Here is a 22,799-nt window from a genome sequence, read left to right on the forward strand (position 1 = left end):
CGGCGATAAACGATGACTGGCCCTGCCGCAAGCTATCCTGATGGGCAGAAGGCTATTCGGCCTTGACTGGCGCCGTCGTCATCTGGTCGCCCATTGCCTTGAGATCGGCGGGCTCGCCTTCCTTCGATTTCTCCGGCACCTTGAACACCTGCCCCGGCCAGATGCGGTTCGGATTGCTGATCTGGTCCTGGTTGGCGAGATAGATGGTCGAGTAGCGCATGCCCTGGCCATAGACCCGCCGCGAAATCCGCCACAGCGTGTCATGGCGGCGGATGATGACTGCACCATCGGCATGTTCGAGCTTTGGCGCCACGGTCTCGGGCGTTTCGCCCGGAGGCGTTGCGACAGCCATTTCGGCCGGGGCCTCGGTTGTAGGAGCGGGGGCAGTTGCGGGCGTTTCGGCGGCCGTTGCCGGTGCGCCTTCGGTCGCCGGAGCATTCGGCTCGGCTGGTTTTATCCCGGCAGGCTTCTGCTCGGCCGGCGCCACGGCCGCAACCGCCTCACCAGGCTCGCGCTCGAACGGCACAGCCGCACGGGCAACCACCGTCACGCCGTCGGCATCGAGCGCATCGACGTGGATGGTGTAGGTGCCGACCGGGATGTCGCGTGTCGCTTCGACCAGGAAGTGGCGGTCGGGCGAGGTCTTCGCGTCACCGAGCAGGATATCGTTGGCATACGCACGCACCTTGCGGCCGGGATCGGCGACGCCGGCAACGAAAATCTTGTTGCCGTCGATTTCGACAGCTTCGACGACGATCTTCCGCTCCGCCGCGGAAGTAGCGGGCGCTGCCGGTGTGGCGGGCGCTGCCGGAGCCGGCGCGGCTTCAACAGCGGCCGGCGCGGCAGGAGCAGACGCTGCTGGAACGTCAGCCGCCGGGGCGGCTGGCGCCGGCGCTGCGGCAGCCGGCAATTCGGTGCCCGTGGCGGGTGGCTGAACGGCCGCCTGTTCGCCGACAGGCGGCGAGGCGTCAGATTTCGCCTGAGGGGCCGGAACAGTGAGCAGTTCGGACGGCTTGCCCGGCTCCTCGACCATTGCCAGCACCTGGCCGGTGGAATTCTGGGGGATCGAAACGACGGCGGTCTGCGCCGAGGCGGTCACGACATTGCCAGCCGTCGAGCGCAGTGTGATCGTGTAGTCGCCGGGCTTCAGCGGATCGTCGAGAATAATGGCAAAGGCGCCGTCGGGACCGGCGACCGTCGAGCCGAGCACAGCCGAACCGTTGAGAATCTCGACCTTGGCGTTGGGCGCCGCATTGCCGGCGACGACGATCGAGCCGTTGCTTTCGACGCGCACGATGTCGAAGGTCGGCACGATTGCACCTGCTGTGGCCGGCGTGGCGGGCGCTGCCGCATCGGTGGACGCGGCAGACGCAGGCGGCAGCCGGTCTTCGGTCGCCGGAGCGGCCGGTTTAGAAGCCCGCGGCGTCAGCGCCGCGACCTCCGCAGGCCGGGTAGAATTGAGATACGGGTCGAGTGCGCCCGATACATAGGCGGTTCCCGCCGCTGCGACAGAGCCGCCAGCCGCGAACAAAAACGCCTTCAATGGATTAATTGCCATGTTTCCCTGCCCCTTAGCCACCTAATTTCGGTCTAGCCTGTTTTGCCAAAGCCGACAAGAAAAAGCCCGCCCCGGGGCTTGACCATGCCTATAGTCCCTATCACCAATCATAACATGAACACGATTCGATCTGTCTGCGTCTATTGCGGCTCGTCCTCGGGCCGAGATGAGACCTATATCAAGGCCGGACACCTGCTTGGCCGCTCGATCGCCAAGTCCGGCCTGCGTCTGATTTATGGCGGCGGCACTAAAGGGATCATGGGTGCCGTCGCTGAAGGGGCATTGAAGGCCGGTGGCAAGGTAACCGGCATAATTCCACGCTTTCTGATCAACCGGGAGGCGACCGAAACCGCGCTTAACCGGCTCGACGAGCTCGTCATCACCGACAACATGCACGAGCGCAAGCACAGGATGTTTGAGAAATCCGACGCCTTTGTGGCGTTGCCCGGCGGCATCGGCACGGTCGAGGAGATCGTCGAGATCATGACTTGGGCGCAGCTCGGCCATCACCGCAAGCCGATCGTCTTCGGCAACGTCGGAGGGTTCTGGGATCCGATGCTGGCGTTGCTCGACCACATGGCAACGGAGGGCTTCATCCACACGGCGCAACGGGTCAAGCCGCTGGTGGTCGAGGATCCGGAAGCAATCGTCGCCGCTATCATGGTGGCGGGATCCTCCGTCGATGCACCGACGGAGGGTGTGCAGTCGGTGATTGATAAGATGTAGAGTGAATGGTGAATGGTGAATGGTGAAGTAGAAGACTTTCCAAACCGGCGCCTGTCCATTCACTATTCACTATTCACTCCTTGCCTACTGCCTTCCTCAAGTCTCCGATGACCGCACGCTTGTCCTGACGCCGCCAGGCGAGATGGATCGAGACGGTGCGTTCAAACCACGGCAGATCGCGAAACACGGTCTGAGGCGGCGCGGCACTCCGCAGGCTGGCCTGCACCGTCGCCAGCCCAAGCCCGGCGCTGACCAGGCCCAACGATGTCAACGGATCGGTCGTCTCATAGGCAATGTCGGGCAGGAAGCCCGCCTTCGCGCAGGCGGCGAGAAATTGGCTGCGGTTGGTGTCGTCAGGCTGGCGCACCACCGTGATCCAGGTGCGTCCGTCCAGTTGCTGCGGCAGTATCTCCGCGATTTCTGCCAATGGATCGCCTTCCGGCATCGCCAGAACCAGCGGCTCGCGCATAATGAGCATGGCGGCGATGTCGGGATCGTCGGCAGGAGGAGGCGTGTAGACGAGGCCCAGATCGAGCGATCGTTCGCGCAGCGCTTCGATCTGGGCGGCGGAACGCTGACCCTTCAGTTGAAGATGAAATTCGGGCCGGTCGCGGCGAAACTGGCGCAGCATCCGAGCGACAAGCCCGGCATGGACCGCACCTTCCACATAACCGATGGCGAGACGGCCGACCGTACCGCTGGCGAGATTGCGGCCGAGCTCCTCCAGCCGTCTTGCATGGGCCAGCAACGCACGCGCCTCGGCAAGAAAAGCGCGGCCCTCGGCATTGAGATGAACACGCTGCCTCGCCCTCTCGAACAGTGCGACGCCCAGCTGCTCCTCCAGCTGAATGATCTGACGGCTGAGCGGCGACTGCGAGATGTGCAGCAATTCGGCGGCACGCCCGACGTTGCCGGTTTCGGCCACCGTGATGAAATAGCGAAGCTGGCGCAGGTCGAACATTGTTGCTTCGATGCTCAAGTCCCGTGAGGTCTCAAATTTAGCCTAATCAGTCTTGGACTGTCTGGCCAGCAGAAGCGAATATTTCCGCCATTCCAACCGCCAACATCAGGAGATTCCGATGCAGTTCTTTGCCCTTCTTGCACGCAACACCGAAAAGTTCACCGACGCCGATTTCGCGCCGCTGCTGCCTGGCGAGGCCGAGCAGCGCCGCACGCTCTATGCCGAAGGCGCCGTGCGTCAGGTGTGGAATCGGGGCGACATACCCGGCAGCGGCATGATGTTCGAAGCCGGCAGCGATGCCGACGTGCGCCACCATCTTGCAACTTTGCCGCTGGTCAAGGCCGGCATGATGGATATTGCCGCCGTCGTGCCGCTGCAGCCATATCCCGGCTTCGGGCCGAAGCGCTGAGCGCTCGTGAAAGACGCGGCTGCCGGCATTAAGACCGGGCCAGCCGCCTTTCTTCGTTACGCGGCTCGAACTGATGCGGAAACGGTCTTGCGCGCCGAAGAAAACATCGACCAGGAGTACATCGCCAGTGCCGCCCAGATCAGCCCGAAGGCTATGCCCTGAACACTGCCGAAAGGTTCGCCGAAAATCAGCACCGCGATCAAAAAGACGATCGTCGGCGCGATATATTGCATGATGCCGATGGTGGAGAGGCGCAGCAGCCTGGCGCCGAACGCAAACAACAGCAGCGGCACGGCGGTGACCGGACCGCAGCCGATCAGCAAGGCGGTGTCGTTCAGCGAGCTCGAGACGAAATGATCCTGTCCTGTGGCGATCAGGAAGATGATGTAGCCGAGTGCCGGCACCGACAGCAGCAGCACTTCAAGCAGGAAGCCCTGGCTCGGGCCGATTGGCAGCGTCTTGCGGAAGAAGCCATAGGCGGCAAAGGAAAAGGCTAGCACCAGCGACACCCAGGGCAGTTTGCCGGCGTCGATGGTCAGCACCGCGACCGCGATTGCCGCCAGCACCACCGCCGCGATCTGCAGGCGGTCGAGCCGCTCGCCGAGGAGCAGCGCGCCGACAACGACGCTGACCAGCGGGTTGATGTAGTAGCCGAGCGCGGTCTCGATGGTGCGGTCGACCGCGATCGCCCAGACATAGATGCCCCAGTTGACCGAGATCAGCGCCGCCGTCAGCACCGCCATCGAAATGATGCGCGGCGAACGAACTGCCGCTTTGAAATCGGCAGTGCGACGGGCCCAGACCAGGACAGCGGCCGCGATCGGCACCGACCAGACGATGCGGTGGGCGATAACTTCGGCCAGCGGCAGATGCGCGACAGCCTTCATGTAGAAGGGCAGCAGCCCCCAAAGCAGGTAGGCGCCGAGCGCCAGCAGGAAGCCGCGACGAGCTTTGGTATCGGCATCGATTTGAAGTGCTTGGGTAGCCATGGCCCAAGGCTATGCGCCAGCGGCTTGCCCAAAACCATCGCAAATTGCTGATGGATCAATGGAGTCTTGCTGATGGTTCAACACGACCGCTAAACGTCGAACAATTGCCGCTGTCTGCGAGAGTGATTGCAGGCCCGGCACGACACGGTCTCAAGGCGGAGCAGGCTTCTCCTTGAGTTCGAAAAAGACGTTGTCGGGCGAACCTTCATCGTGCCTAAAGCCCGTCAGTTCCGCCGCAAGATCGAGGGGAAGGTCAAAAACAAGATCGACCTCTGTACCTTTGCTATCTTCTTCATCCTGCTTTGAAAAACACTGTTGCTTCAGCGCTTCGAAAGACGCGGGGAGATCACCCGTGACATGCAAGTCCCGCACGGTCTTGTCGCCGCTGTGCCAGACTTTCCAGATGTTCCTTCCGTCGCGCCAGAGCTCGGCGCGCGCGAACATTACATGCTCTTCTATGTGCGCGATCACGATTTCCCGCTCTTGCGAAATCGCGGCCAGATATTGCTGAGGCGGGTTCGGAAAGCTGCAGGGATCGAGGATGATGATCGCCCAGTTCTTTTCGCTGGCATAGGCGTTCACAGGCGCTTCGAAAATCTCCGATGGATCGCCAATCTCGCGCCCGAACAACGCCGCAGCTTCCTTTATCCCGTAACCGCGAAAGCCCAGCCAGCTTATCGAAAAGCCCATTTCTTACTCCGCCGCCGCCAAGCCCGCCATGTCGCGGTTCTTCATCAGCTTATAGACGATCGAATCCATCAGCGCCTGGAAGGAAGCATCGATGATGTTTTCGGAGACGCCGACCGTCCACCAGCGCGCACCGGTGCCGTCATGCGATTCAATCAGCACGCGGGTGATCGCCTCGGTGCCGCCGTTGAGGATACGCACCTTGAAGTCGGCCAGTTCGAGATCGGCGATCTCGCTCTGGAATTTGCCGAGATCCTTGCGCAGCGCAATGTCGAGCGCGTTGACCGGGCCGTGGCCTTCGGCCACCGACATCTTCTCCTCGCCCTCGACCAGCACTTTCACGATCGCCTCCGAGACCGTCTTCAGCTGGCCGTTGGCGTCGAAGCGGCGCTCGACCATGCAGCGGAACGAAGTGACGCGGAAGAATTCCGGCAGGCCGTGCAGCATCTTGCGCGCCAAAAGCTCAAAGCTGGCGTCGGCACCTTCGTAGGCATAGCCCTCGGCCTCGCGCTCCTTGACCACGGCGATCAGCGCGTCGAGGCGATGGTCGTCCCGGGGCATGTCGATGCCACGCCGTTTCAGCTCAGCCAGGAAATTGGCCTTGCCGCCCTGGTCCGAAACCATGACGCGGCGGCGGTTGCCGACGGTCTCTGGCGGCACATGCTCGTAGGTCGCCGGCTCCTTTGCCAGCGCCGAGGCATGGATGCCGGCCTTGGTAGCAAAAGCGGAGGCGCCGACATAGGGCGCCTGCGCTTCGGGCGCACGGTTCAGCAACTCGTCGAAGGCGCGGGACAGGCGCGATATACCGGTCAACGCCTCTGCCGAAATGCCTGTAGCAAAGCGGCCCGAAAAGGCCGGCTTTAACGCCAATGTCGGCACGATCGAGATCAGGTTGGCGTTGCCGCAGCGCTCGCCGATGCCATTCAGCGTGCCCTGGATCTGGCGGACGCCGGCATCCACGGCGGCAAGCGAATTCGCCACCGCCTGGCCGGTGTCATCATGGGCGTGGATGCCGAGATGGTCGCCCGGTATGCCAGCGGCGATCACCTTTTCGACGATGGCGCGCACCTCGGAGGGCTGCGTGCCGCCATTGGTGTCGCACAGCACCACCCAGCGCGCGCCGGCATCGTAGGCCGTCCTGGCGCAGGCCAGCGCATAATCGGGGTTGGCCTTGAAGCCGTCGAAGAAATGCTCGCAGTCGACCATCGCCTCCTTGCCAGCAGTGAGCGCCGCCTCGACCGAGGCCTTGATCGCCTCGAGGTTCTCCTCATTGGTGCAGCCGAGCGCGACGCGGACATGGTAGTCCCAACTCTTGGCGACGAAGCAGATGGCGTCCGACTTCGACTGGACCAGCGCGGCAAGCCCAGGATCGTTCGAGATCGACACTCCTGCCCGTTTGGTCATGCCAAAGGCAACGAACTTGGCATCGGCCGTGCGACGCTCGGCAAAGAAGGCGGTGTCGGTTGGATTGGCGCCGGGGTAGCCACCCTCGACGTAGTCGATGCCGAACTCGTCGAGCAGCTTGGCGATGGCGATCTTGTCCTCGACGGAGAAGTCGATACCCGGCGTCTGCTGGCCATCGCGCAGCGTGGTGTCGAACAGATAAAGGCGCTCGCGAGCCATGGTCATTTCCCGGCAAACATGTCCGTTGCGCGGATCAGCCTGTCGAGGATACCCGGCTCCGAATAAGCGTGGCCGGCGCCTTCGATCAGATGGAAATCCGCTTTCGGCCACGCCTTGTGCAGCGCCCAGGCGTAGCGCGCCGGGCACGGCATGTCGTAGCGGCCGTGAACGATGGTACCCGGGATATCCTTAAGCTTCCATGCATCGCGCAGCAGCTGTCCCTCTTCCAGCCAGCCGGCATGGACGAAATAGTGGTTCTCGATGCGGGCGAAAGCCAGGGCATAATCATCCTGGCCGAAGGGACCGCTGGTTTCCGGTTCCGGCAGCAGCGTGATCGTCTCGCCCTCCCACAGGCTCCAGGCGCGGGCTGCCTCGACCTGCGCCACAGGATCGCTGCCGACCAGCCGTTTGCGGTAGGCGGCCATCATGTCGCCGCGCTCGGCCTCCGGGATCGGCGCCAGAAACCGCTCCCACTTGTCGGGGAACATCTCCGACACGCCGAACTGGTAGTACCATTCGAGTTCGGCGCGGGTCAGCGTGTAGATGCCGCGCACGACCAGTTCGCTGACCCGCTCGGGGTGGGTCTCGGCATAGGCCAGCGCCAGCGTCGAACCCCACGAACCGCCGAACACCAGCCATTTGTCGAAGCCGCACATTTTTCGCAGGCGCTCGATGTCGGCGACCAGGTGCCAGGTGGTGTTGGCTTCAAGCGAGGCATTAGGCGTCGATTTTCCGCAGCCGCGCTGGTCGAACAGGATGACATCGTACAGCTTCGGATCGAACAGCCGCCGGTGCTTTGGCGAAATGGTGCCGCCCGGCCCGCCATGCAGGAAGACAGCCGGCTTGGCCCCTCTGGTGCCGGAGCGCTCCCAATAGACCTGATGGCCATCGCCAACGTCGAGCATGCCGGACTCGAAAGCCTCGATCTCGGGATAGAGGGTACGGAATTCGCTGCTCATAATTTCAGGCCCTGCTGCGGCCAGTTGGCCGTCTCGTGATCGGGATGCTGGAAGGAGATGATGGATTCCTGTCGCGCGTAGAAATCCGGGTCGTCATGGATCGGCGCGTCGAAGATCGTCTCGACCCAAGGCAGCCTGGCGGCGTAGTTAACCTGGATCTGCGGCGCCAGATCGGAACGGTCGTCGAAGGCGCCGATGGCGATCTCCAGCGCGCCGGGCTGGCGGTAGGTCAGCGGTGTGCCGCAGCGGGTGCAGAAGCCGCGATCGATGTTGACCGACGACTGAAAGTAACTCGGCTCCTCGCGCACCCATTCGACGCCGTCGCTCGGCACTGTCACCAGCGCGCCGAAAAACGACCCGAACTGTTTCTGGCACATGCGGCAATGACAAATGGACGGGCGGCCGAGCGCGCCGTGGATGCGGAAGCGCACGGCGCCGCACTGGCAGCCGCCGGTACGAACGGTTTCGGTCATGATTTTTCCTCCGGCGGCCATTGTTCGGTGTCGTGGTCGGGATGTTGGTAGGAGACGAGATCGGCGAGATAGGAGGCCGGCGAGACGTCGGCCATCGTTTCCTCACCTGGCAATTCGTGGACGTGATCCACGTACGGGAGCTTGGCTTCGACACCCCATTGGATGGTCGGCGCAATCTCCTCGGGGTGGTCGAATGTGGCGATGGCGAGGGCCACCCCGTCGGGCGCTTCGAAGGTCAGCGGCGTGCCGCATTCGGCACAGAAACCGCGCAAAGCCGCGTTGGACGAGCGGAAGCGTTTGGGCTCACCGCGCGTCCAGTCCAGCCTTGCGCCGCGCACCGAGACCAGCGGCAGGTAGAAATTGCCGCTCGCCTTCTGGCACATGCGGCAATGGCATACGGAAGCATCGCCGAGAGCTCCTTCGACGCGGAAGCGCACCGCGCCGCACTGGCAGCCGCCTGTATAGACTGGTCTGTTGTCGAGGCTCATCGCGCACTACTCCGCGGCATGGCAAACCGCCTCGATATTGTTGCCGTCGGGATCGAAAACAAAAGCGCCATAATAGTTCGGATGGTAGTGCGGGCGCAGGCCCGGCCGGCCATTGTCCTTGCCGCCGGCGGCAATCGCCGCGGCGTGAAAGGCAACGACCTCGGCGCGGCTGCGAGCCGTGAAGGCGACATGCTGATGATCCTTCGGCTTGTCCTTGCCGGCATGCAGCCAAAACACCGGCCGGTCGCGGCCGTAGCCGCCGACCTTGGCGCCGCCGGTATATTCCTGCGGCACCATGTAGAGCAGCGAGGCGCCGAGCGGCGCCATCGCCTTGTCGTAAAAAGCCTTCGACGCGTCGAAATCCGAAACGGTGATGCCGAGATGATCGATCATCTTTTTACCTCCCAGGTGGTGATGCGTTCGCCGGTGACGGGGTCCTTGCCGTCCTTCAACTGGATGCCTTGCGTCAGCAACTCGTCGCGGATGCGGTCGGCCTCGGCCCAGTTCTTGGCGGCGATCAGCGCGAGGCGTTTGGCGATCGCCTTGGCAATGGCGTCTTCATCCACCTTGGCTGTTGCGATGTCGAAGCCGAGGAACAGAAGCGATGCCTTCAGTGAAGCGGCAGCATCGTTGTCTTCGGCGGCTGCGTTGCCGCTACCTGCGTTGAAATCAACAGCATCACCAGCCAACTGCGTCAGCAACTGGAATGCGGCGTAGGTGGCAAGGTCATCCGACAGCGCTTCGATCACATCCGCCGGCACCGGCTTTGCCGTCGGCGGCGCCAGATCGGCCGCCCGCTTCCATTTGCGCAGCGTATTCTCCGCCTCTTCCAGCTTGCGCACGGAAAAGTCGATCGGCTCGCGATAGTGCGTCATCAGCATCGCCAGCCTGAGCACCTCGCCCGGCCATTTGCGGCCGCCAAAGGTATCCGTCTCCAGCAATTCGGTGATCGAATAGAAATTGCCCAGGCTCTTGGACATCTTCTGGCCCTCGACCTGCAGGAAACCGTTGTGCATCCAAATCTTGGCCATCGTTTCGGTGCCGTGGGCGCAACGCGATTGCGCGATCTCGTTCTCGTGGTGCGGAAAGATCAGGTCGAGACCACCGCCATGGATATCGAACACCTCGCCGAGATAGGCGGCCGACATCGCCGAGCACTCGATGTGCCAGCCCGGCCGACCCCTGCCCCACGGGCTGTCCCAGCCCGGCTCCTCGGGCGAAGACAATTTCCACAGCACGAAATCCTGCGGGTTCTTCTTGTGCTCATCGACGGCGACGCGGGCGCCGGCCTGCTGCTCATCGAGATTGCGCTTCGACAACTGCCCATAATCCGGCATGGAAGCGGTGTCGAACAAGACTTCTCCAGCCGCGACATAGGCATGGCCGCGTTCGATCAAGCGTTGAATCAAGAAGATCATGTCGACCTTGCCGTCGGGCCTGGGCTCGACGAACTCGGTGGCGCGCGGCTCGACCGTCGGTTCCAGGCAACCGAGCGCCGCGACGTCCTTGTGGAACTGACCGGCGGTCTTTTCGGTGACCCGCCTGATCGCTTCGTTCAGCGACAGCTTGCCCGATGCAATTTCGCCGCCGAAATCGCGCAGCGCGCGAGCGTTGATCTTGTCGTCGACGTCCGTAATGTTGCGGACGTAAGTGACGTGCGCTTGCCCGTAGAGATGGCGCAGCAAGCGGAACAGCACGTCGAAGACGATCACCGGCCGCGCATTGCCGATATGGGCGAAGTCATAGACCGTCGGGCCGCAGACATACATGCGCACGTTGCGCGGATCGATCGGGAAGAAATCCTCCTTGCTCCGCGTTAGCGTGTTGTAGAGGCGCAGGCTCTTCGATGCGTCAGACATACGTGCGTTCCCGGTGCGTTACTTTGGCATGACCTTCTGGGATCGTGCTCTGGATGGAGTCGGTTACGCCGAGGCGCAAATCGGCTCCAGCCTGCTGGCCGGGGCGTTTGTCCAATCTGGGAGGAGATGAGGCGAAAACGTCCAGGACCAGCGCGAGGCTAGCCAATAATGCAAATGCCACAAATGGCGAAAGACGTTCTCATGGCCGGCTTTATCGCCTTGCCCGGTGTTGCCGTCAAGTCGCTACCTTCGCCAAAAATATCGTTGGCTCACAGGAATTGAGCCACTGAAACATTTTATTAAACAGGTCGGCACTGTGATGAAACATTCGCCGGCTAGATCAGCAAGCGTCACGATTTGGTCGGATTCGGCCAGCAAACGCAGACACGAAGACGTTACCAGGGAAGAGAACAATGCCTAAGCAAGAATCCAACCGCGCCAAGCAACCGGCGCTCGCCAGCCATTACCGGGCGATCGGCCCGGCAGCAATCGTCGCAGCTCTTCTGCACACCGCGAAGAAGAAGAAGCCGGCGCAAAAAATCGTTTCGCCGCGCGCTGCCTGAGAATGCCGTCGGGAAAGATTTGAGGCGCTCACGGCGAACCAGTAATAGTAGCTTTTGCTAAAATAAACTCATCTGACTGTCGTTCGCGCCGGACTTCTGGCGCTTGACCTTGTCGGGCTCAAGCTCGACGACGCCCTTCTCCTGAATCTCCGGCCCGGTATTGGCGACCTTGTTGACGAGGTCGGAAATCGGGATCGCTTCGAAGAAATCGAGCTGGGCGGGTCTCAGCAGATCGGCCACGTCGCGCGGCTCGAGCGTGCGGCAATCCAACCAGCGCGCGAAATCCTCGGGGTGGATCACTACCGGCATGCGGTCGTGGATATGGGCAGTATCGGCATTGGCGTGGGCGGTCAGAATAGCGCCGGTGTCCATTTCCGAGCCGCCCGGCTCAGCATAGGTCTCAATCAGCCCGGCGAAGGCGACAAGCCCGCCATGCCTTGGCCGCACCCAATAGGGCTGCCCTCTTTTGCCACCGGTTTGGTGCCATTCGTAGAATCCCGAAGCCGGTACCAGGGCGCGGCGATGGCGCATGGCAGCGCGAAACGACGCCTTTTCCGAAGCCCCCTCAGAACGCGCGTTGAACAGCAGCGGGAAGTTACGCGTATCCTTGACCCAGGCCGGGATCAGGCCCCAGCGCACCAGCATCGAGCGGCGGTCGGGCAGGTTCGAGCCCGGCGCCTGTGGCAATCCGGCAAACGCCATCAGCACCGGCTGCGTCGGCGCGATGTTGTAGCGGGCCGGAAACTCCTCAAGTTCCGCTAGGCTGAGAAAGGCGGCGGTCTGGTCCGGAGTGGCCGTCAAAGCAAAGCGTCCGCACATGAATTCAGCTCTCGAATTGGTGGCATGTGAAAGTGGCCATGGAATCCGCCTTTCGCAACCGCTAAAGCTGTTCGCCGGCGGCCGGTCCACAACGGGCTATGCCAATCGAGCGATCCGAAGCCCATGGAAGCACGCAAGATCATTCCGGCAGTCTCGGTCTGCGTGGTGCGCGAGAACACGGTGCTGCTGGTCAAGCGGGCCAGGCCGCCCTCGCAAGGTCTCCATGCCTTTCCCGGCGGCAAGGTCGAAGCCGGCGAGACGCTGGAACAGGCAGCACAGCGCGAATTGCTGGAAGAGACCGGATTGCAGGCGCGCAGCTACCGGCCGCTGCGGGAAATCCACATCGACGGCAGCGGCGACGGGCATCCGGTCGACTACTGGCTGACGGTGTTTGGGGCCGAGTATGCTGGCGGCGAGGCGGTGGCCAGCGACGATGCCGAGACCGCGGCTTTCTATACGCTGGCCGAAATGACAGCGATGCCGCTCGCCGATGCAGTGTTTGAAATTGCCGACGATCTACTCGGTCCCGACAAAGACGGCGAGATCTGAGCCAGAGAATCGCCTTGCAGGCGACAAATTGTTTCAGCACAAGGACCCATGAGCCGCACGTCTTCGTTTCTCGCCGCATGCCTCGCCGTCAGTGTGGTTGTCGGTGCGCGCCCGGCGATTGCCGCCGAAGCACCGTTCGAGCCCGGGCTGATGCGGCTGGCGGAAGTGCTCGGCTCGCTGCATTTCCTGCGTAATCTGTGTGGCGAGAAGGGCGATCGGTGGCGAGCCGAGATGGAAAAACTGATCGCATCGGAAAATCCGAACCCGGAGCGGCGCGCCCGCTTCATCGCCAGCTTCAACCGCGGCTACCGGTCGTTCGGCGGTACTTATACGCAATGCACGGCCTCGGCGACGGAAGCCATCAGCCGCTACATGAAGGAAGGCGAGACGCTGTCTCGCGACATCGCCTCGCGCTACGGAAACTGACGGCGGCAGCCGCTTTGCGAAAAAGCCGCATCAAGGGTCGGCGCCGTTGCGGCGGACGCGTTCGACGCTTCTCCGCTTGCCTCGAGTGAGGTCTTGGTGCAAACCTGATGTTGCACTTTTGCAACTATGTTAACGAAACGTTAGCGCGCAGATGTGAAATTAACTCAAACTGAAGGTTTCCGTCCCCTTGGCCTGCCTAATCGGCTAAGTTTGAAACGGATCGGACGCAGGTTTGCTGGACGCGACGGAATTTGTAGACGACGACCAAAAAAATGTCGCATTTACAAATACTTACTGCGCCTGCGTGTAAAAGGGACAACTCAAGCTTGATCCCTGTCCAACGGATCACCGCTTGAAAGGGTGGACATCGCAATGGAACATGGCGTCAACGACATCGACGCGCTGGTCAGGGAAGAAAAGCGCCTGACCGCCGTGGAAAGCCACAGCGAAGCCTGGGCAGAAGGATTGTCGGCCGGGATCGAGCCGGAAATCATCGCCGAGGCGGCCCTCGAAACGGCATTCGGCGAAATGCTGCGCACCAATGGCGAGACCTCGGCGCTTGCCCTGCTCGATCGCATGCGTGAAAAGGTGATTGCCGGGGCCTTCGAGCCCGAAAGACTGCGTCACTGACCCCCGTTCTTTGACGACGGCGCGCCGCCGGACATCATGTCCGGGCACATGGATGGGCTGGAACCAGGGAGTAGCAGGCGGTGAATTTTTTGATATCAGGCAAGCCGCGCGGCCTGGTCCTCAGCATTTGGTTCACCGCTTCCTGCGCGATGATTCCTTCTGCACTGTTTCTTGCGAGCAGTCCCTCTCAAGCCCTCAGCGAGATCAAGCGCGAAGACCTTCCCTCACCGGTCACACCGCCGCCCGACGCTGACATGTCGCCGCCCGGAAGTACCGTGCCGATGCCCGGCCCGCTCGGCACGACGCCACAGGCCAGCCAGCCGACGCCATCCGACGAGCCGGAACAAACCGAACCGAAAGGGCCGGCCAACGATGGCGGCATGGCCAATCCGCATGTCGATCCGGACGCGCCCGTGCCCGAAGTCGTCTACGACCTGGCCAAGTTGCCGGAACCGGTCAGGCGCATGCACGATCTGATAGTCGAGGCCTGCAAAAGCGGCGACATCGAAAAACTTCGGCCGCTGATCGGCAAGGGCGACACGATGACCCAATTGTCGCTGGGGGACATCGAGGGCGACCCGATCGCCTTCCTGAAGGGCCTTTCGGGCGATACGGAAGGCCAGGAGATCCTCGCCATCCTGGAAGAAGTGCTCAGTGCCGGTTTTGTCCATGTCGATGCCGGCACGCCGCAGGATCTCTATGTCTGGCCCTATTTCTTCGCCCTGCCACTGGACAAGCTCGACGCCAGACAACGGGTCGAGCTGTTCAAGATCGTCACCGCCAGCGACTATGACGACATGAAGCAGTTCGGTGCCTACATTTTCTACCGCGTCGGCATCACGCCGACCGGACAATGGACGTTCTTCGTCGCCGGCGACTAGCGCGCCAGCGCCTCGGAAAATTCCACCGCCCTGCCCTGGCTTGGCGTGACGATCTCGCCTTCCCACATCACGCGCCGGCCGCGCACGATGGTGCCGACGGGCCAGCCGGTCACCTGCCTGCCGTCATAAGGCGTCCAGCCGGCCTTGGAGCCTTGCTGGGCGTTGGCGATGGTCTCGCGGCGCTTCAGATCGACGATGGTCAGATCGGCATCGTAGCCGGCGGCAATACGGCCTTTCCTGGCGATGCCGAAAATACGCTGCGGGCCGTGGCTGGTCAGGTCGACAAAGCGCTGCAACGTCAGCCGGCCGGCGTTGACATGATCCAACATGATCGGCACCAACGTCTGCACCCCGGTCATGCCGGACGGCGACGCCGGATAAGGCTTTGCCTTCTCGGCCAGCGTGTGCGGCGCATGGTCGGAGCCGAGCACATCAACGATGCCTTGCGCAACGCCGTACCAGACCCCGTCGCGATGGCGCGTGGCGCGCACCGGCGGGTTCATCTGGATCAGGGTGCCCAACTGCGCATAATCATCGGCGCTCAGCGTCAGATGATGCGGCGTCGCCTCGCAGGTCGCGACATCCTTGTGCTGTTCGAGGAAGCCTACCTCCTCGGCGGTCGAGATGTGCAGCACATGGATCCGGGCGCGGACCTGGCGCGCGATGCGCACAAGGCGCTCCGTGCAGCGCAACGCAGCGATCTCGTCGCGCCACACCGGATGTGAGGACGGATCGCCCGCGATGCGCTCGCCAAGCCGCTCGCGCAGCCGGAACTCGTCCTCGGAGTGAAAGGCGGCGCGGCGGCGTGTGTTCCTCAGGATCGAGGCAACGCCTTCGTCGTCCTCGACCAGCAGGTCGCCGGTGGACGAGCCCATGAAAACTTTTATGCCGGCCGCACCAGGCAGCCGCTCGAGATCGCCAGCGTCTTTTGCATTGTCGCGGGTCCCGCCAACCCAGAAGGCAAAGTCGCAATGCATGCGGCCGGTGGCACGCCGCACCTTGTCGGCAAGGGTTGCCTCACTGGTGGTCAGCGGATTGGTGTTCGGCATCTCGAAGACGGCGGTGACGCCGCCGAGCACCGCTGCCCGCGAGCCCGTCTCCAGATCTTCCTTGTGCTCCAGGCCCGGCTCGCGGAAATGCACCTGGCTGTCGACGACGCCCGGCAGGATGTGCAGCCCACGGCAGTCGATCGTCTCACCGGCCGACGCCTGGCGGAGGTCGCCGATGGCAGCGATGCGCCCACCATTGATGCCGACGTCGCGAAAACCCTGGCCGTCGTGATTGACCACGGTGCCGCCTGTCAGGATGAGATCGTAGATGGGGGCCATACGGATCCGGTCTCTTGCGGGGGAAGTGCCAGCGGCTTACGTAATGGCCGATAGTTTTGCAAGATCAGGCTCGTTTTCCCACCATGCCCTTTGCCCCGCTCAGAGATCGCGCACTCGTTTCCGTGTCCGGGCCGGATGCCGAGCACTTTTTACAGAACATCCTGACCACCGACCTCGACGTGCTCGGCAGCAGCGAAGCAAAGCCCGGCGCGCTGCTAACGCCGCAAGGCAAGATCCTTTTCGACTTCCTGATCTCGCGCGCCGGCGAAAATGCTTTCCGACTTGAATGCCGTACCGAGACCGCCGATGATTTCATGCGACGGCTGACGCTCTACAAATTGCGCGCCAAAGTCGAAATTGCCAAGCTGGATCAGCCGGTTGTGGCCGTCGCATGGGGAAGCGATTCAACCGCTTCGCAATTTGAATCAGCACCGTTTGCTGATGCGCGGTTTGTCGATACTGCCGTCAAGCGCTTCTATGATGACACCGCAGATGGCGGCGACCTTGCCGCATGGCAAGCCTTTCGCATCGTCCATGGCATTGCCGAAAGCGGCGCGGACTACCAGCTCGGCGACGCTTTTCCGCATGACGTGCTGCTCGACGAGATCGGCGGTGTCGGCTTCAAGAAAGGCTGCTACGTCGGCCAGGAGGTCGTCTCGCGCATGCAGCATCGCGGCACTGCCAGGCGTCGGGTGTTGATTGTCTCGGCCGGACGCACCCTGCCCACTTCGCGCGCAGAGTTGACCGTGGAGGGGCGACCGGTCGGCACGCTTGGCTCGACCGCGGCCAGGACAGGCCTTGCCATTGCCCGCATCGACCGGGTCAAGGCAGCGCTCGACGCCGGCCTGCCGATCCTGGCGGAGGATGTCGCCGTGTCGCTCGCTATCCCGTCCTGGGCGAAATTCAGCTTTCCGCAGGAAGCCATCGGCGCGGAGGACGCCTGATGGCTGCCGATCGCGCCGGGGCGCCGCCGCGCGCCTGGCAGCGCATGCTGTCCGGCCGACGGCTCGATCTGCTCGATCCCTCGCCGCTCGACATCGAGATCTCCGATATTGCCCATGGCCTTGCCCGCGTCGCACGCTGGAACGGCCAGACCAGAGGCGATCACGCCTTTTCGGTCGCCCAGCATTCGCTGCTGGTCGAAACGCTTGTCGGCGAGCTGATGCCGGATGCCGACGCCGACGCGCGGCTGGCGGCGCTGCTGCACGACGCGCCGGAATATGTCATCGGCGACATGATCTCGCCGTTTAAATCCGTGATGGGCGGCAGCTACAGGGATTGCGAGATCAGGCTGCAGCGCGCCATCCATCTGCGCTTTTCACTGCCGGCCGAACTCGACGCGGGACTGCGCAAGGAGATCAAGCGAGCGGATCAGATCGCCGCTTATTTCGAAGCAACGCTGCTTGCGGGTTTTTCGACGGCAGAGGCGACGGAGTTCTTCGGCAGGCCGCGCGGCTTCAACGCCGAGCGCTTCGACGTCACGCCGCGCTCGGTGACTTGGGCGCAGAATGCCTTTCTCAAACGCTTTGCGGCGATCGAAAAGTCGCGACGCCAGACTGCCGTTCCAGCCGGCTGAAAACGGTAAATTAACCGGCAGGGACAACAGTGCCATGGTTAACCATGGTCCATAGGCTTGCCTCATGCCCGTTGCCGGTATCAAGGCTGGTTCGTCCGTCCGCCGACAGAGGGCCAAAGGCGTTGGTCAGCCGCAACCTATTGAAGACGAGCTGCGCGAACAGAACGAGCGTTTTTCGGCAGCGGTCGAGAACATGTCGCATGGCCTGTGCATGTTCGATGCCGATGAACGGATGATCATCTGCAACAGGAACTACATCAGTATCTTTCGCCTCGACGCCGAAGTGGTGCGCCCCGGCGTCCGGTTTTTCGACATCCTCCAGCACAGCGTGGATATCGGCATCGCCTCGCAAAGCGCTGAGCAACTCTATGCTATCCGCAAGCCCTATATCGACCAGGCAAAACCTTCCACCTATGAGGAAACGCTTGCAGACGGGCGTATCGTCAACATTTCGCACCGGCCGCTGGCGTCAGGCGGTTGGGTATCGATCTACGAGGACATCACCGAGCAACGGCGCGCCGAGCAGGAGTTGAAGGAGCAGCACCGCCGTTTCGACGCGGCACTTGCCAACATGTCGCAAGGCCTTTTGATGTACGATGCGGATGGCAAGCTGATCGTGCGCAACGAACGTTTCCTGGAACTTTATCATGTCAGCCCGGCCGACTTCCCGCTTGGTATGAGCCACCGTGATGCGTTCAAGCGGCTGCTGGAACTGGGCATTTATACAAAGCTCGACCCCGACAGCGAAATCTCGCAAATCGAAGCCTGCCTGCGGGCGGGGAAAACACACGTAACGCATCGCCATCTCGCTGATGGCAGAACGCTGCTGGTTGCGCGCCGGCCGATGAGCGGCGGCGGCTGGGTCGCGACGTTCGACGACGTGACCGAGCGCAGGCGCGTGGAAGAGCGCATGACCCATCTTGCGCACCACGACACACTGACCAACCTGCCCAATCGCTCGATGCTTCGCGAACGGCTCGACCAAGCCCTGAGTGAGACGAGAGACGGATCGCTGGCGATATTCTCGCTCGACCTCGATCACTTCAAGGCAGTCAACGACACTTGGGGCCATCCTTCCGGCGACTGGCTGCTGAAATGCGTGGCCGAACGGCTGCAACGGTGCCTGCGCAATGAAACGGACGTTGTCTCCCGCTTCGGCGGCGACGAATTCGTCATCATCCAGTTCAATCTCAAAAGCCCGGGCGACGCGGAAAAGCTGGCCAAACGCATCGTCGAGATCATCGGAAAGCCGTTTCGCGACAAAAGACACGACATGCGTGTCGGCATCAGTCTCGGCATCGCGCTGTTTCCGAATGACGGCAAGGACGCCGACACTTTGCTGAAAAATGCCGATATGGCGCTCTATCGGGCAAAGAGCGAAGGGCGCAACCTGTACCGCTTCTTCGAACCAGCCATGGACGCGATGGTGCGGGCACGCCGGGCGCTCGAAATCGATCTCAGGGCAGCGCTGTCGCGCCGGGAATTCGAGCTGGATTTCCAGCCGATCATGAACATCGCCTCCGGCGAAATCGTCGGTGCCGAAGCCTTGATGCGCTGGCGTTCGCCGGTGCGCGGCCTGGTACGGCCGGACGACTTCATTCCGGCCGCCGAGGAGACCGGGCTGATCGTGCCGCTTGGAGAATGGGCGCTGCGAAAAGCCTGCACGACCGCGGCAGGCTGGGCGGCTTGGCGCATCGCCGTCAATGTCTCCGCCGTACAGATCAAAAGCGGTACCTTTGCCCGCAGCGTTATCTCGGCCCTGGCGTTCTCGGGCGTGCCGGCCAACCGGCTTGAACTGGAAATCACCGAAACGGTGCTGATGGACGAGAGCGATCTGGTGCTCAAGACACTCAGGCAGCTACGCGATCTGGGCGTCCGCATCGCGCTGGATGATTTCGGCACCGGCTATTCGTCGCTGGGCTACCTCAGGCGCTTTCCCGTCGACAAGATCAAGATCGATCGCTCTTTCACCCGTGACATCGACAGTCACGATACCGCGGCGATCGTGCGCACCATCATCGGGCTTGGCGCACAGCTGGGCATCACCGTCACCGCCGAAGGTGTCGAGACCGAAGCGCAGCTTGAATTCCTGCAAAAGGAGGGTTGTGTCGAGGCCCAGGGCTATTTGATCGGGGTGCCGTCAAAGCCGTCGGACATTAATCGGCTGCTGAAGTCGAGCGCGACGATCCGGCAGTCCGGCTAAGTGCGACAGTCTCGCGGAAGCGCGGGCAACCGGCTTAGATCTCCTTGGGATGACACTCGATCCGCGTGTTAATTCCTTGATAGAAGAAGGCGGCATTCAGCTGTGGCGAACCAGGAGGTTCCCAACGGGTCAGAGATGTCCGCTCAATGCCTCCACCATATCCTTGTTCGTCGCCACGGGAACGATCTCGAATTCGACCAGATCCGCCCATTCGATGACCCACCGCTGCAGGAGTGTGACGTCATCGGCCTCCACCACCAAGAAGCAGCGGCTCATATCCGCTGCGATCCAGCTGTGGTGCACGAGAAGCGCGTCCGGCTTCAGGCGGCCCTGGTCGCGGAAACGGCGGTAGATCTCCTTGCGGTCGCAGCCGCGAAAATCCTCGGTTACGAAGAACAGCATCTTTTTCCCCTCAGTTCGGATATTATCGCCCCGGCCGGTCCAGCCGCTCCAGGAACCACTGCGTCAGCCGCACCCAGACCTCGTCTTTTTCGCCGGAGTCTTCCCAGCCGTGGTCGAGGTTGGGGTTGTCGTTGACCTCGATGACGAAGACGCCGTCCCTGGTTTCCTTGAGGTCGACGCCGTAGAGGCCGTCGCCAATGCAGCGCGCCGCGCTCACCGCCGTCTCGACGACATGGGCCGGTGCTTCCTTCAGGGTGAACGTCTTGATGCCGCCCTGGTCGGGCTTGCCGTTGGCCTTATGATTGACGATCTGCCAATGTTTCTTGGCCATCAGATAATGGACGGCGAACAAGGGCTGGCCGCCGAGGACACCGACGCGCCAGTCATATTCCGTCGGAATGAATTTTTGCGCGATCAGGAGGTCGGAATCCTCCAGCCATTCGGTTGCGAGCGTCTTCAACTCTTCAAAGGTGCCGCATTTCTTGACGCCGCGCGAAAACGAGGAGTCCGGGATCTTCAGCACCAGCGGGAAGCCCAGCGTCTGTGCCGCAACTTCCAGGTCCGAAGTGCCAGCAATCATCACCGTCGGCGGCACCGGTACCTTGTTGTAGGTCATCAGCTCGTTGAGATAGACCTTGTTGGTGCAGCGGATCATCGACAGCGGATCGTCGATGACCGGCATACCTTCCTGCTGGGCGCGGCGGGCAAAGCGGTAGGTATGATTGGAGATCGAGGTGGTCTCGCGGATGAACAGCGCGTCGTAGTTGGCGAGCTTGGCCAGATCCCGCTTGGTGATCGGCTCGATTTCGACGCCCATCTTTTCAGCGATCTTGGCCCAGTGGCGCAGCGACGAAATCTCCGACGGCGGCAGTTCCTCATGCGGATCGACCAGCGTGGCGAAAGTGTAGCGCGCCGGCGTGCGGCCCTTGGTGTCGCGCCACTCGCGGTTGGTGTAGGTCTCCAGGGACTGGAGAAAGTGCGTTTCCTCGTCCTCGGTCATCCTGGCCAGGGGATGGAACCCGATCTTGCGGATCGAGGCCCATTCGGCGCTGTCCCTGATGTGAACCTCGAGCGCCGGGGCACGGAACCAGTCGAACAGAAGTTTTGCGAAGCGGTCCCAGATCCTGGATGGTCCGATGCCGAAGAAGATGCAGACCTTCTGCGGAAAAGCGCCGCCCAGGTCCTTGCGGCACTTGTTGAGTGCGAGTTCGAGTTCCGGCAACGCGTGCTCATAGAGCTTGCGTTCTGACAGGTCGATCATCGTTTCGACCGTCGGGATGACCTTATGGCCGCGCGAACCGGCAAGCAGCGACGCGTAATAGCCGCGGCTCTGGTAGCCGTAATTGTTCGACAGGTTGATTACCTTCGGCCGCTGACCGCGAAACAGTGCCGGATGGGCAAGGTAGTCGCGATTGGTGATGATCTTGTGCGGCGTCGCCACTTGGTCGAGATCGTTCTGCCGGCCGGTAAGGATGACCCAGGTCATTGGCTGTCGCGCTTTCCGAGAGTGATGGCGGCGCGCAATCCGTCGCGGCCGAATTGCGCCATGTTCATGAAGATGCCGTAAGGCACGGGAATGTTGGCAGCATCGAGGATCGTCTCCTGCCGCTCGTCCTCGACCCAAGGGTCGTGGATCAGGATATGATCGCCGTCGTCACCGATGGCCAATACCCAGTGCGGAACCTTCTTGCCGAACATCAGGAAGCCGCTGATCAGGACCAGTACCAGTTTTCCCTCTGCGATCGCGGTGCGAATGTCGTCAAGCCCGAATGAACGGTAATTCACCGGGATGCCGTAAAGTTCCGCGCGGCGGCGAAAGTCGACCTGCGCCAGCTCCATCACCCGGCGCTTGTCCTCGCTGCGCACCGACTGCAGGAACAGCGCGCCGTAGAAGGAGACATAGATCTCAGCAGCAAGCCCGCTCTCATAGCCGGCGACGGCCAGCCCGAACGGTTCGCAGCCGCCCGGCCCCGACATCATGAAAACGGTCGTCGCCTCACGCCACAGCCTGATTTCCATAACCGGATCCGGCACGAATCCGGGGTCGAAGTTAGCCATCGCCATCATCAGGCAGCATGGTCCGCAGGTGAATTCGCAAGTCTGCTGATAAAACGGCACTTCGGTGGCGACCGGAATGTCGCCGCGCAAGGTCTTTTCATAGCGCAGCGCAGTGGCGCCATCCTCGTAGTAGCCCGGTTCGCGACCGATCTTGCGGTAGCCGCTCTGCTCGTAGATCTGGATGGCGCGCGGGTTGTCCTCGCGGACTTCCAAACGAAGCATCATGCGGCCATGCTCGAAAGCGGCGGCTTCAGCCTGTTCCAGCAGCAGGCGGCCAACGCCGCGGCCGCCGAAAAATGGACCGACGGCGATCGAATAAAGCCGCGCGACGCCGCTGCCCTTGCGAAACAGCACGACCGCATAGCCGGCGACGTGGCCATCGTTCTCGCCAACCAGCAGTTCGGCGGTGTCGCGTTCGATCAGTTGGCGAAAAGAGCGGCGAGAAATGCGGTCGCTCGAGAAAACAGCTTTTTCGATGGCGGCGAGGTCATCGACGTCGGACGCGCGGGCCTTGCGAATCTCGGCAGGCATGCGGGCTCAGAAAACCTCGATTGGGTTGTGGAAACTGCCCTAGTCTAAACATCGGTCACACCAGCCGAAGTGCCAGCATTCAGCAAGCGCTATCGCACCTC

Annotated in this window: 25 protein-coding genes; 10 read left to right on the top strand and 15 right to left on the bottom strand. The window is 62.2% G+C overall.

The features are described from left to right. Positions 1-52: 52 nt before the first annotated feature. Positions 53-1,558 carry a LysM peptidoglycan-binding domain-containing protein gene (locus tag NKI72_RS10330; protein WP_352835463.1) on the bottom strand — a complete coding sequence of 502 codons (1,506 nt, stop codon included), beginning with the start codon at positions 1,556-1,558 and terminating at the stop codon, positions 53-55. Between the two features lie 114 nt (positions 1,559-1,672). Here NKI72_RS10330 and NKI72_RS10335 point away from each other — a divergent pair, with 114 nt between their 5' ends. Further along, entirely contained in the window at positions 1,673-2,284 is a 612-nt protein-coding gene (locus tag NKI72_RS10335) for an LOG family protein (protein ID WP_352501912.1), read from the top strand. Positions 2,285-2,357: 73 nt separating this feature from the next. Here the strand turns inward: NKI72_RS10335 and NKI72_RS10340 are convergent, their stop codons facing one another. Then, the gene (locus NKI72_RS10340) at positions 2,358-3,263 is read right to left on the bottom strand and encodes a LysR substrate-binding domain-containing protein (protein WP_352743309.1); all 906 of its coding nucleotides are present in this window, start codon (positions 3,261-3,263) and stop codon (positions 2,358-2,360) included. 100 nt (positions 3,264-3,363) lie between these two features. Between NKI72_RS10340 and NKI72_RS10345 the strand changes: the two genes are divergently transcribed. Next, on the top strand, positions 3,364-3,654 hold the full coding sequence (locus NKI72_RS10345; RefSeq protein ID WP_352448978.1) for a muconolactone Delta-isomerase family protein: 291 nt from the start codon (positions 3,364-3,366) through the stop codon (positions 3,652-3,654). A 56-nt stretch (positions 3,655-3,710) separates the two neighbouring features. On the opposite strand, the gene rarD is transcribed toward NKI72_RS10345, so the two are convergent. The 8 genes from rarD to cysS all read right to left on the bottom strand — a co-directional run bounded on the left by rarD (position 3,711) and on the right by cysS (position 10,732). Then, positions 3,711-4,643, bottom strand: a complete 933-nt coding sequence (gene rarD / locus NKI72_RS10350) for an EamA family transporter RarD (RefSeq protein ID WP_352850109.1) — start codon at positions 4,641-4,643, stop codon at positions 3,711-3,713. Between the two features lie 150 nt (positions 4,644-4,793). Beyond that, positions 4,794-5,333, bottom strand: coding sequence for a hypothetical protein (locus NKI72_RS10355; RefSeq protein ID WP_352501831.1), 540 nt, complete (start codon positions 5,331-5,333; stop codon positions 4,794-4,796). Between the two features lie 3 nt (positions 5,334-5,336). Beyond that, a complete protein-coding gene (gene cimA, locus NKI72_RS10360; protein WP_352471068.1) occupies positions 5,337-6,959 on the bottom strand; it encodes a citramalate synthase in 1,623 nt (540 codons plus the stop codon). Further along, positions 6,956-7,912, bottom strand: coding sequence for a prolyl aminopeptidase (pip, locus tag NKI72_RS10365; protein ID WP_352540787.1), 957 nt, complete (start codon positions 7,910-7,912; stop codon positions 6,956-6,958). Before pip ends, cimA begins: the two co-directional genes overlap by 4 nt. Then, positions 7,909-8,385, bottom strand: coding sequence for a GFA family protein (locus tag NKI72_RS10370; RefSeq protein WP_352835472.1), 477 nt, complete (start codon positions 8,383-8,385; stop codon positions 7,909-7,911). The genes pip and NKI72_RS10370 overlap by 4 nt, the downstream gene beginning before the upstream one ends. After that, positions 8,382-8,873, bottom strand: coding sequence for a GFA family protein (locus NKI72_RS10375; RefSeq protein ID WP_352471066.1), 492 nt, complete (start codon positions 8,871-8,873; stop codon positions 8,382-8,384). Before NKI72_RS10375 ends, NKI72_RS10370 begins: the two co-directional genes overlap by 4 nt. A gap of 6 nt (positions 8,874-8,879) precedes the next feature. Next, positions 8,880-9,266: a VOC family protein gene (locus NKI72_RS10380; protein WP_352835475.1), complete on the bottom strand. Its 387-nt coding sequence runs from the start codon at positions 9,264-9,266 to the stop codon at positions 8,880-8,882. Continuing rightward, positions 9,263-10,732 (bottom strand): cysteine--tRNA ligase, encoded by a 1,470-nt coding sequence (cysS, locus tag NKI72_RS10385; RefSeq protein ID WP_352615885.1) that lies wholly within the window; start codon positions 10,730-10,732, stop codon positions 9,263-9,265. The genes NKI72_RS10380 and cysS overlap by 4 nt, the downstream gene beginning before the upstream one ends. A 413-nt stretch (positions 10,733-11,145) precedes the next feature. On the opposite strand from cysS, the gene NKI72_RS10390 reads away from it, so the two are divergent. Beyond that, positions 11,146-11,295: a hypothetical protein gene (locus tag NKI72_RS10390; RefSeq protein WP_023677745.1), complete on the top strand. Its 150-nt coding sequence runs from the start codon at positions 11,146-11,148 to the stop codon at positions 11,293-11,295. A gap of 57 nt (positions 11,296-11,352) precedes the next feature. On the opposite strand, the gene NKI72_RS10395 is transcribed toward NKI72_RS10390, so the two are convergent. Then, positions 11,353-12,114 (bottom strand): SOS response-associated peptidase, encoded by a 762-nt coding sequence (locus NKI72_RS10395; protein WP_352850110.1) that lies wholly within the window; start codon positions 12,112-12,114, stop codon positions 11,353-11,355. A 123-nt stretch (positions 12,115-12,237) separates the two neighbouring features. Between NKI72_RS10395 and NKI72_RS10400 the strand changes: the two genes are divergently transcribed. From NKI72_RS10400 to NKI72_RS10415, 4 genes are all read left to right on the top strand, one after another. Beyond that, complete coding sequence (locus tag NKI72_RS10400; protein WP_352833244.1) at positions 12,238-12,663, top strand: NUDIX hydrolase; 426 nt, start codon at positions 12,238-12,240, stop codon at positions 12,661-12,663. Positions 12,664-12,711: 48 nt separating this feature from the next. After that, positions 12,712-13,089, top strand: a complete 378-nt coding sequence (locus NKI72_RS10405; protein WP_023677748.1) for a TIGR02301 family protein — start codon at positions 12,712-12,714, stop codon at positions 13,087-13,089. Positions 13,090-13,461: 372 nt separating this feature from the next. Next, positions 13,462-13,719, top strand: coding sequence for a hypothetical protein (locus NKI72_RS10410; RefSeq protein WP_023677749.1), 258 nt, complete (start codon positions 13,462-13,464; stop codon positions 13,717-13,719). 80 nt (positions 13,720-13,799) lie between these two features. Further along, positions 13,800-14,600, top strand: a complete 801-nt coding sequence (locus NKI72_RS10415) for a hypothetical protein (RefSeq protein WP_352833241.1) — start codon at positions 13,800-13,802, stop codon at positions 14,598-14,600. On the opposite strand, the gene NKI72_RS10420 is transcribed toward NKI72_RS10415, so the two are convergent. Further along, a complete protein-coding gene (locus tag NKI72_RS10420; protein WP_352833238.1) occupies positions 14,597-15,928 on the bottom strand; it encodes a dihydroorotase in 1,332 nt (443 codons plus the stop codon). The two genes, NKI72_RS10415 and NKI72_RS10420, sit on opposite strands and share 4 nt — an antisense overlap. 83 nt (positions 15,929-16,011) lie before the next feature. Between NKI72_RS10420 and ygfZ the strand changes: the two genes are divergently transcribed. From ygfZ to NKI72_RS10435, 3 genes are all read left to right on the top strand, one after another. Next, positions 16,012-16,872, top strand: a complete 861-nt coding sequence (ygfZ, locus tag NKI72_RS10425) for a CAF17-like 4Fe-4S cluster assembly/insertion protein YgfZ (protein ID WP_352833235.1) — start codon at positions 16,012-16,014, stop codon at positions 16,870-16,872. Further along, positions 16,872-17,504: an HD domain-containing protein gene (locus NKI72_RS10430; protein WP_023677753.1), complete on the top strand. Its 633-nt coding sequence runs from the start codon at positions 16,872-16,874 to the stop codon at positions 17,502-17,504. The genes ygfZ and NKI72_RS10430 overlap by 1 nt, the downstream gene beginning before the upstream one ends. 64 nt (positions 17,505-17,568) lie before the next feature. Next, positions 17,569-19,707 (top strand): putative bifunctional diguanylate cyclase/phosphodiesterase, encoded by a 2,139-nt coding sequence (locus NKI72_RS10435; RefSeq protein WP_352850111.1) that lies wholly within the window; start codon positions 17,569-17,571, stop codon positions 19,705-19,707. A gap of 129 nt (positions 19,708-19,836) precedes the next feature. Here NKI72_RS10435 and NKI72_RS10440 read toward each other — a convergent pair whose 3' ends face one another. Genes NKI72_RS10440 through NKI72_RS10450 form a run of 3 tightly spaced genes read right to left on the bottom strand, consistent with a single transcriptional unit; the run spans position 19,837 to position 22,698 of the window. Continuing rightward, positions 19,837-20,109, bottom strand: a complete 273-nt coding sequence (locus tag NKI72_RS10440; RefSeq protein WP_352833230.1) for a DUF3303 domain-containing protein — start codon at positions 20,107-20,109, stop codon at positions 19,837-19,839. Positions 20,110-20,131: 22 nt separating this feature from the next. Then, complete coding sequence (locus NKI72_RS10445) at positions 20,132-21,595, bottom strand: RimK family ATP-grasp domain-containing protein (protein WP_352833227.1); 1,464 nt, start codon at positions 21,593-21,595, stop codon at positions 20,132-20,134. After that, entirely contained in the window at positions 21,592-22,698 is a 1,107-nt protein-coding gene (locus tag NKI72_RS10450) for a peptidase C39 family protein (RefSeq protein ID WP_352833224.1), read from the bottom strand. Before NKI72_RS10450 ends, NKI72_RS10445 begins: the two co-directional genes overlap by 4 nt. Positions 22,699-22,799: the final 101 nt, after the last annotated feature.

It is taken from the genome of Mesorhizobium sp. M0437 (assembly GCF_040321335.1).
Classification (GTDB): Bacteria; Pseudomonadota; Alphaproteobacteria; order Rhizobiales; family Rhizobiaceae; genus Mesorhizobium.

What these genes read in the sequence shown, in the direction of transcription:
- NKI72_RS10330 (WP_352835463.1), bottom strand. Translation starts at nt 1,558, where the DNA reads ATGGCAATTAATCCATTGAAGGCGTTTTTGTTCGCGGCTGGCGGCTCT.
- NKI72_RS10345 (WP_352448978.1), top strand. Translation starts at nt 3,364, where the DNA reads ATGCAGTTCTTTGCCCTTCTTGCACGCAACACCGAAAAGTTCACCGAC.
- cimA (WP_352471068.1), bottom strand. Translation starts at nt 6,959, where the DNA reads ATGACCATGGCTCGCGAGCGCCTTTATCTGTTCGACACCACGCTGCGC.
- ygfZ (WP_352833235.1), top strand. Translation starts at nt 16,012, where the DNA reads ATGCCCTTTGCCCCGCTCAGAGATCGCGCACTCGTTTCCGTGTCCGGG.
- NKI72_RS10430 (WP_023677753.1), top strand. Translation starts at nt 16,872, where the DNA reads ATGGCTGCCGATCGCGCCGGGGCGCCGCCGCGCGCCTGGCAGCGCATG.
- NKI72_RS10395 (WP_352850110.1), bottom strand. Translation starts at nt 12,114, where the DNA reads ATGTGCGGACGCTTTGCTTTGACGGCCACTCCGGACCAGACCGCCGCC.
- NKI72_RS10405 (WP_023677748.1), top strand. Translation starts at nt 12,712, where the DNA reads ATGAGCCGCACGTCTTCGTTTCTCGCCGCATGCCTCGCCGTCAGTGTG.
- pip (WP_352540787.1), bottom strand. Translation starts at nt 7,912, where the DNA reads ATGAGCAGCGAATTCCGTACCCTCTATCCCGAGATCGAGGCTTTCGAG.
- NKI72_RS10410 (WP_023677749.1), top strand. Translation starts at nt 13,462, where the DNA reads ATGGAACATGGCGTCAACGACATCGACGCGCTGGTCAGGGAAGAAAAG.
- NKI72_RS10450 (WP_352833224.1), bottom strand. Translation starts at nt 22,698, where the DNA reads ATGCCTGCCGAGATTCGCAAGGCCCGCGCGTCCGACGTCGATGACCTC.
- NKI72_RS10440 (WP_352833230.1), bottom strand. Translation starts at nt 20,109, where the DNA reads ATGCTGTTCTTCGTAACCGAGGATTTTCGCGGCTGCGACCGCAAGGAG.
- NKI72_RS10435 (WP_352850111.1), top strand. Translation starts at nt 17,569, where the DNA reads ATGCCCGTTGCCGGTATCAAGGCTGGTTCGTCCGTCCGCCGACAGAGG.
- NKI72_RS10375 (WP_352471066.1), bottom strand. Translation starts at nt 8,873, where the DNA reads ATGAGCCTCGACAACAGACCAGTCTATACAGGCGGCTGCCAGTGCGGC.
- cysS (WP_352615885.1), bottom strand. Translation starts at nt 10,732, where the DNA reads ATGTCTGACGCATCGAAGAGCCTGCGCCTCTACAACACGCTAACGCGG.
- NKI72_RS10335 (WP_352501912.1), top strand. Translation starts at nt 1,673, where the DNA reads ATGAACACGATTCGATCTGTCTGCGTCTATTGCGGCTCGTCCTCGGGC.
- NKI72_RS10420 (WP_352833238.1), bottom strand. Translation starts at nt 15,928, where the DNA reads ATGGCCCCCATCTACGATCTCATCCTGACAGGCGGCACCGTGGTCAAT.
- NKI72_RS10380 (WP_352835475.1), bottom strand. Translation starts at nt 9,266, where the DNA reads ATGATCGATCATCTCGGCATCACCGTTTCGGATTTCGACGCGTCGAAG.
- NKI72_RS10355 (WP_352501831.1), bottom strand. Translation starts at nt 5,333, where the DNA reads ATGGGCTTTTCGATAAGCTGGCTGGGCTTTCGCGGTTACGGGATAAAG.
- NKI72_RS10400 (WP_352833244.1), top strand. Translation starts at nt 12,238, where the DNA reads ATGGAAGCACGCAAGATCATTCCGGCAGTCTCGGTCTGCGTGGTGCGC.
- NKI72_RS10445 (WP_352833227.1), bottom strand. Translation starts at nt 21,595, where the DNA reads ATGACCTGGGTCATCCTTACCGGCCGGCAGAACGATCTCGACCAAGTG.
- NKI72_RS10370 (WP_352835472.1), bottom strand. Translation starts at nt 8,385, where the DNA reads ATGACCGAAACCGTTCGTACCGGCGGCTGCCAGTGCGGCGCCGTGCGC.
- rarD (WP_352850109.1), bottom strand. Translation starts at nt 4,643, where the DNA reads ATGGCTACCCAAGCACTTCAAATCGATGCCGATACCAAAGCTCGTCGC.
- NKI72_RS10390 (WP_023677745.1), top strand. Translation starts at nt 11,146, where the DNA reads ATGCCTAAGCAAGAATCCAACCGCGCCAAGCAACCGGCGCTCGCCAGC.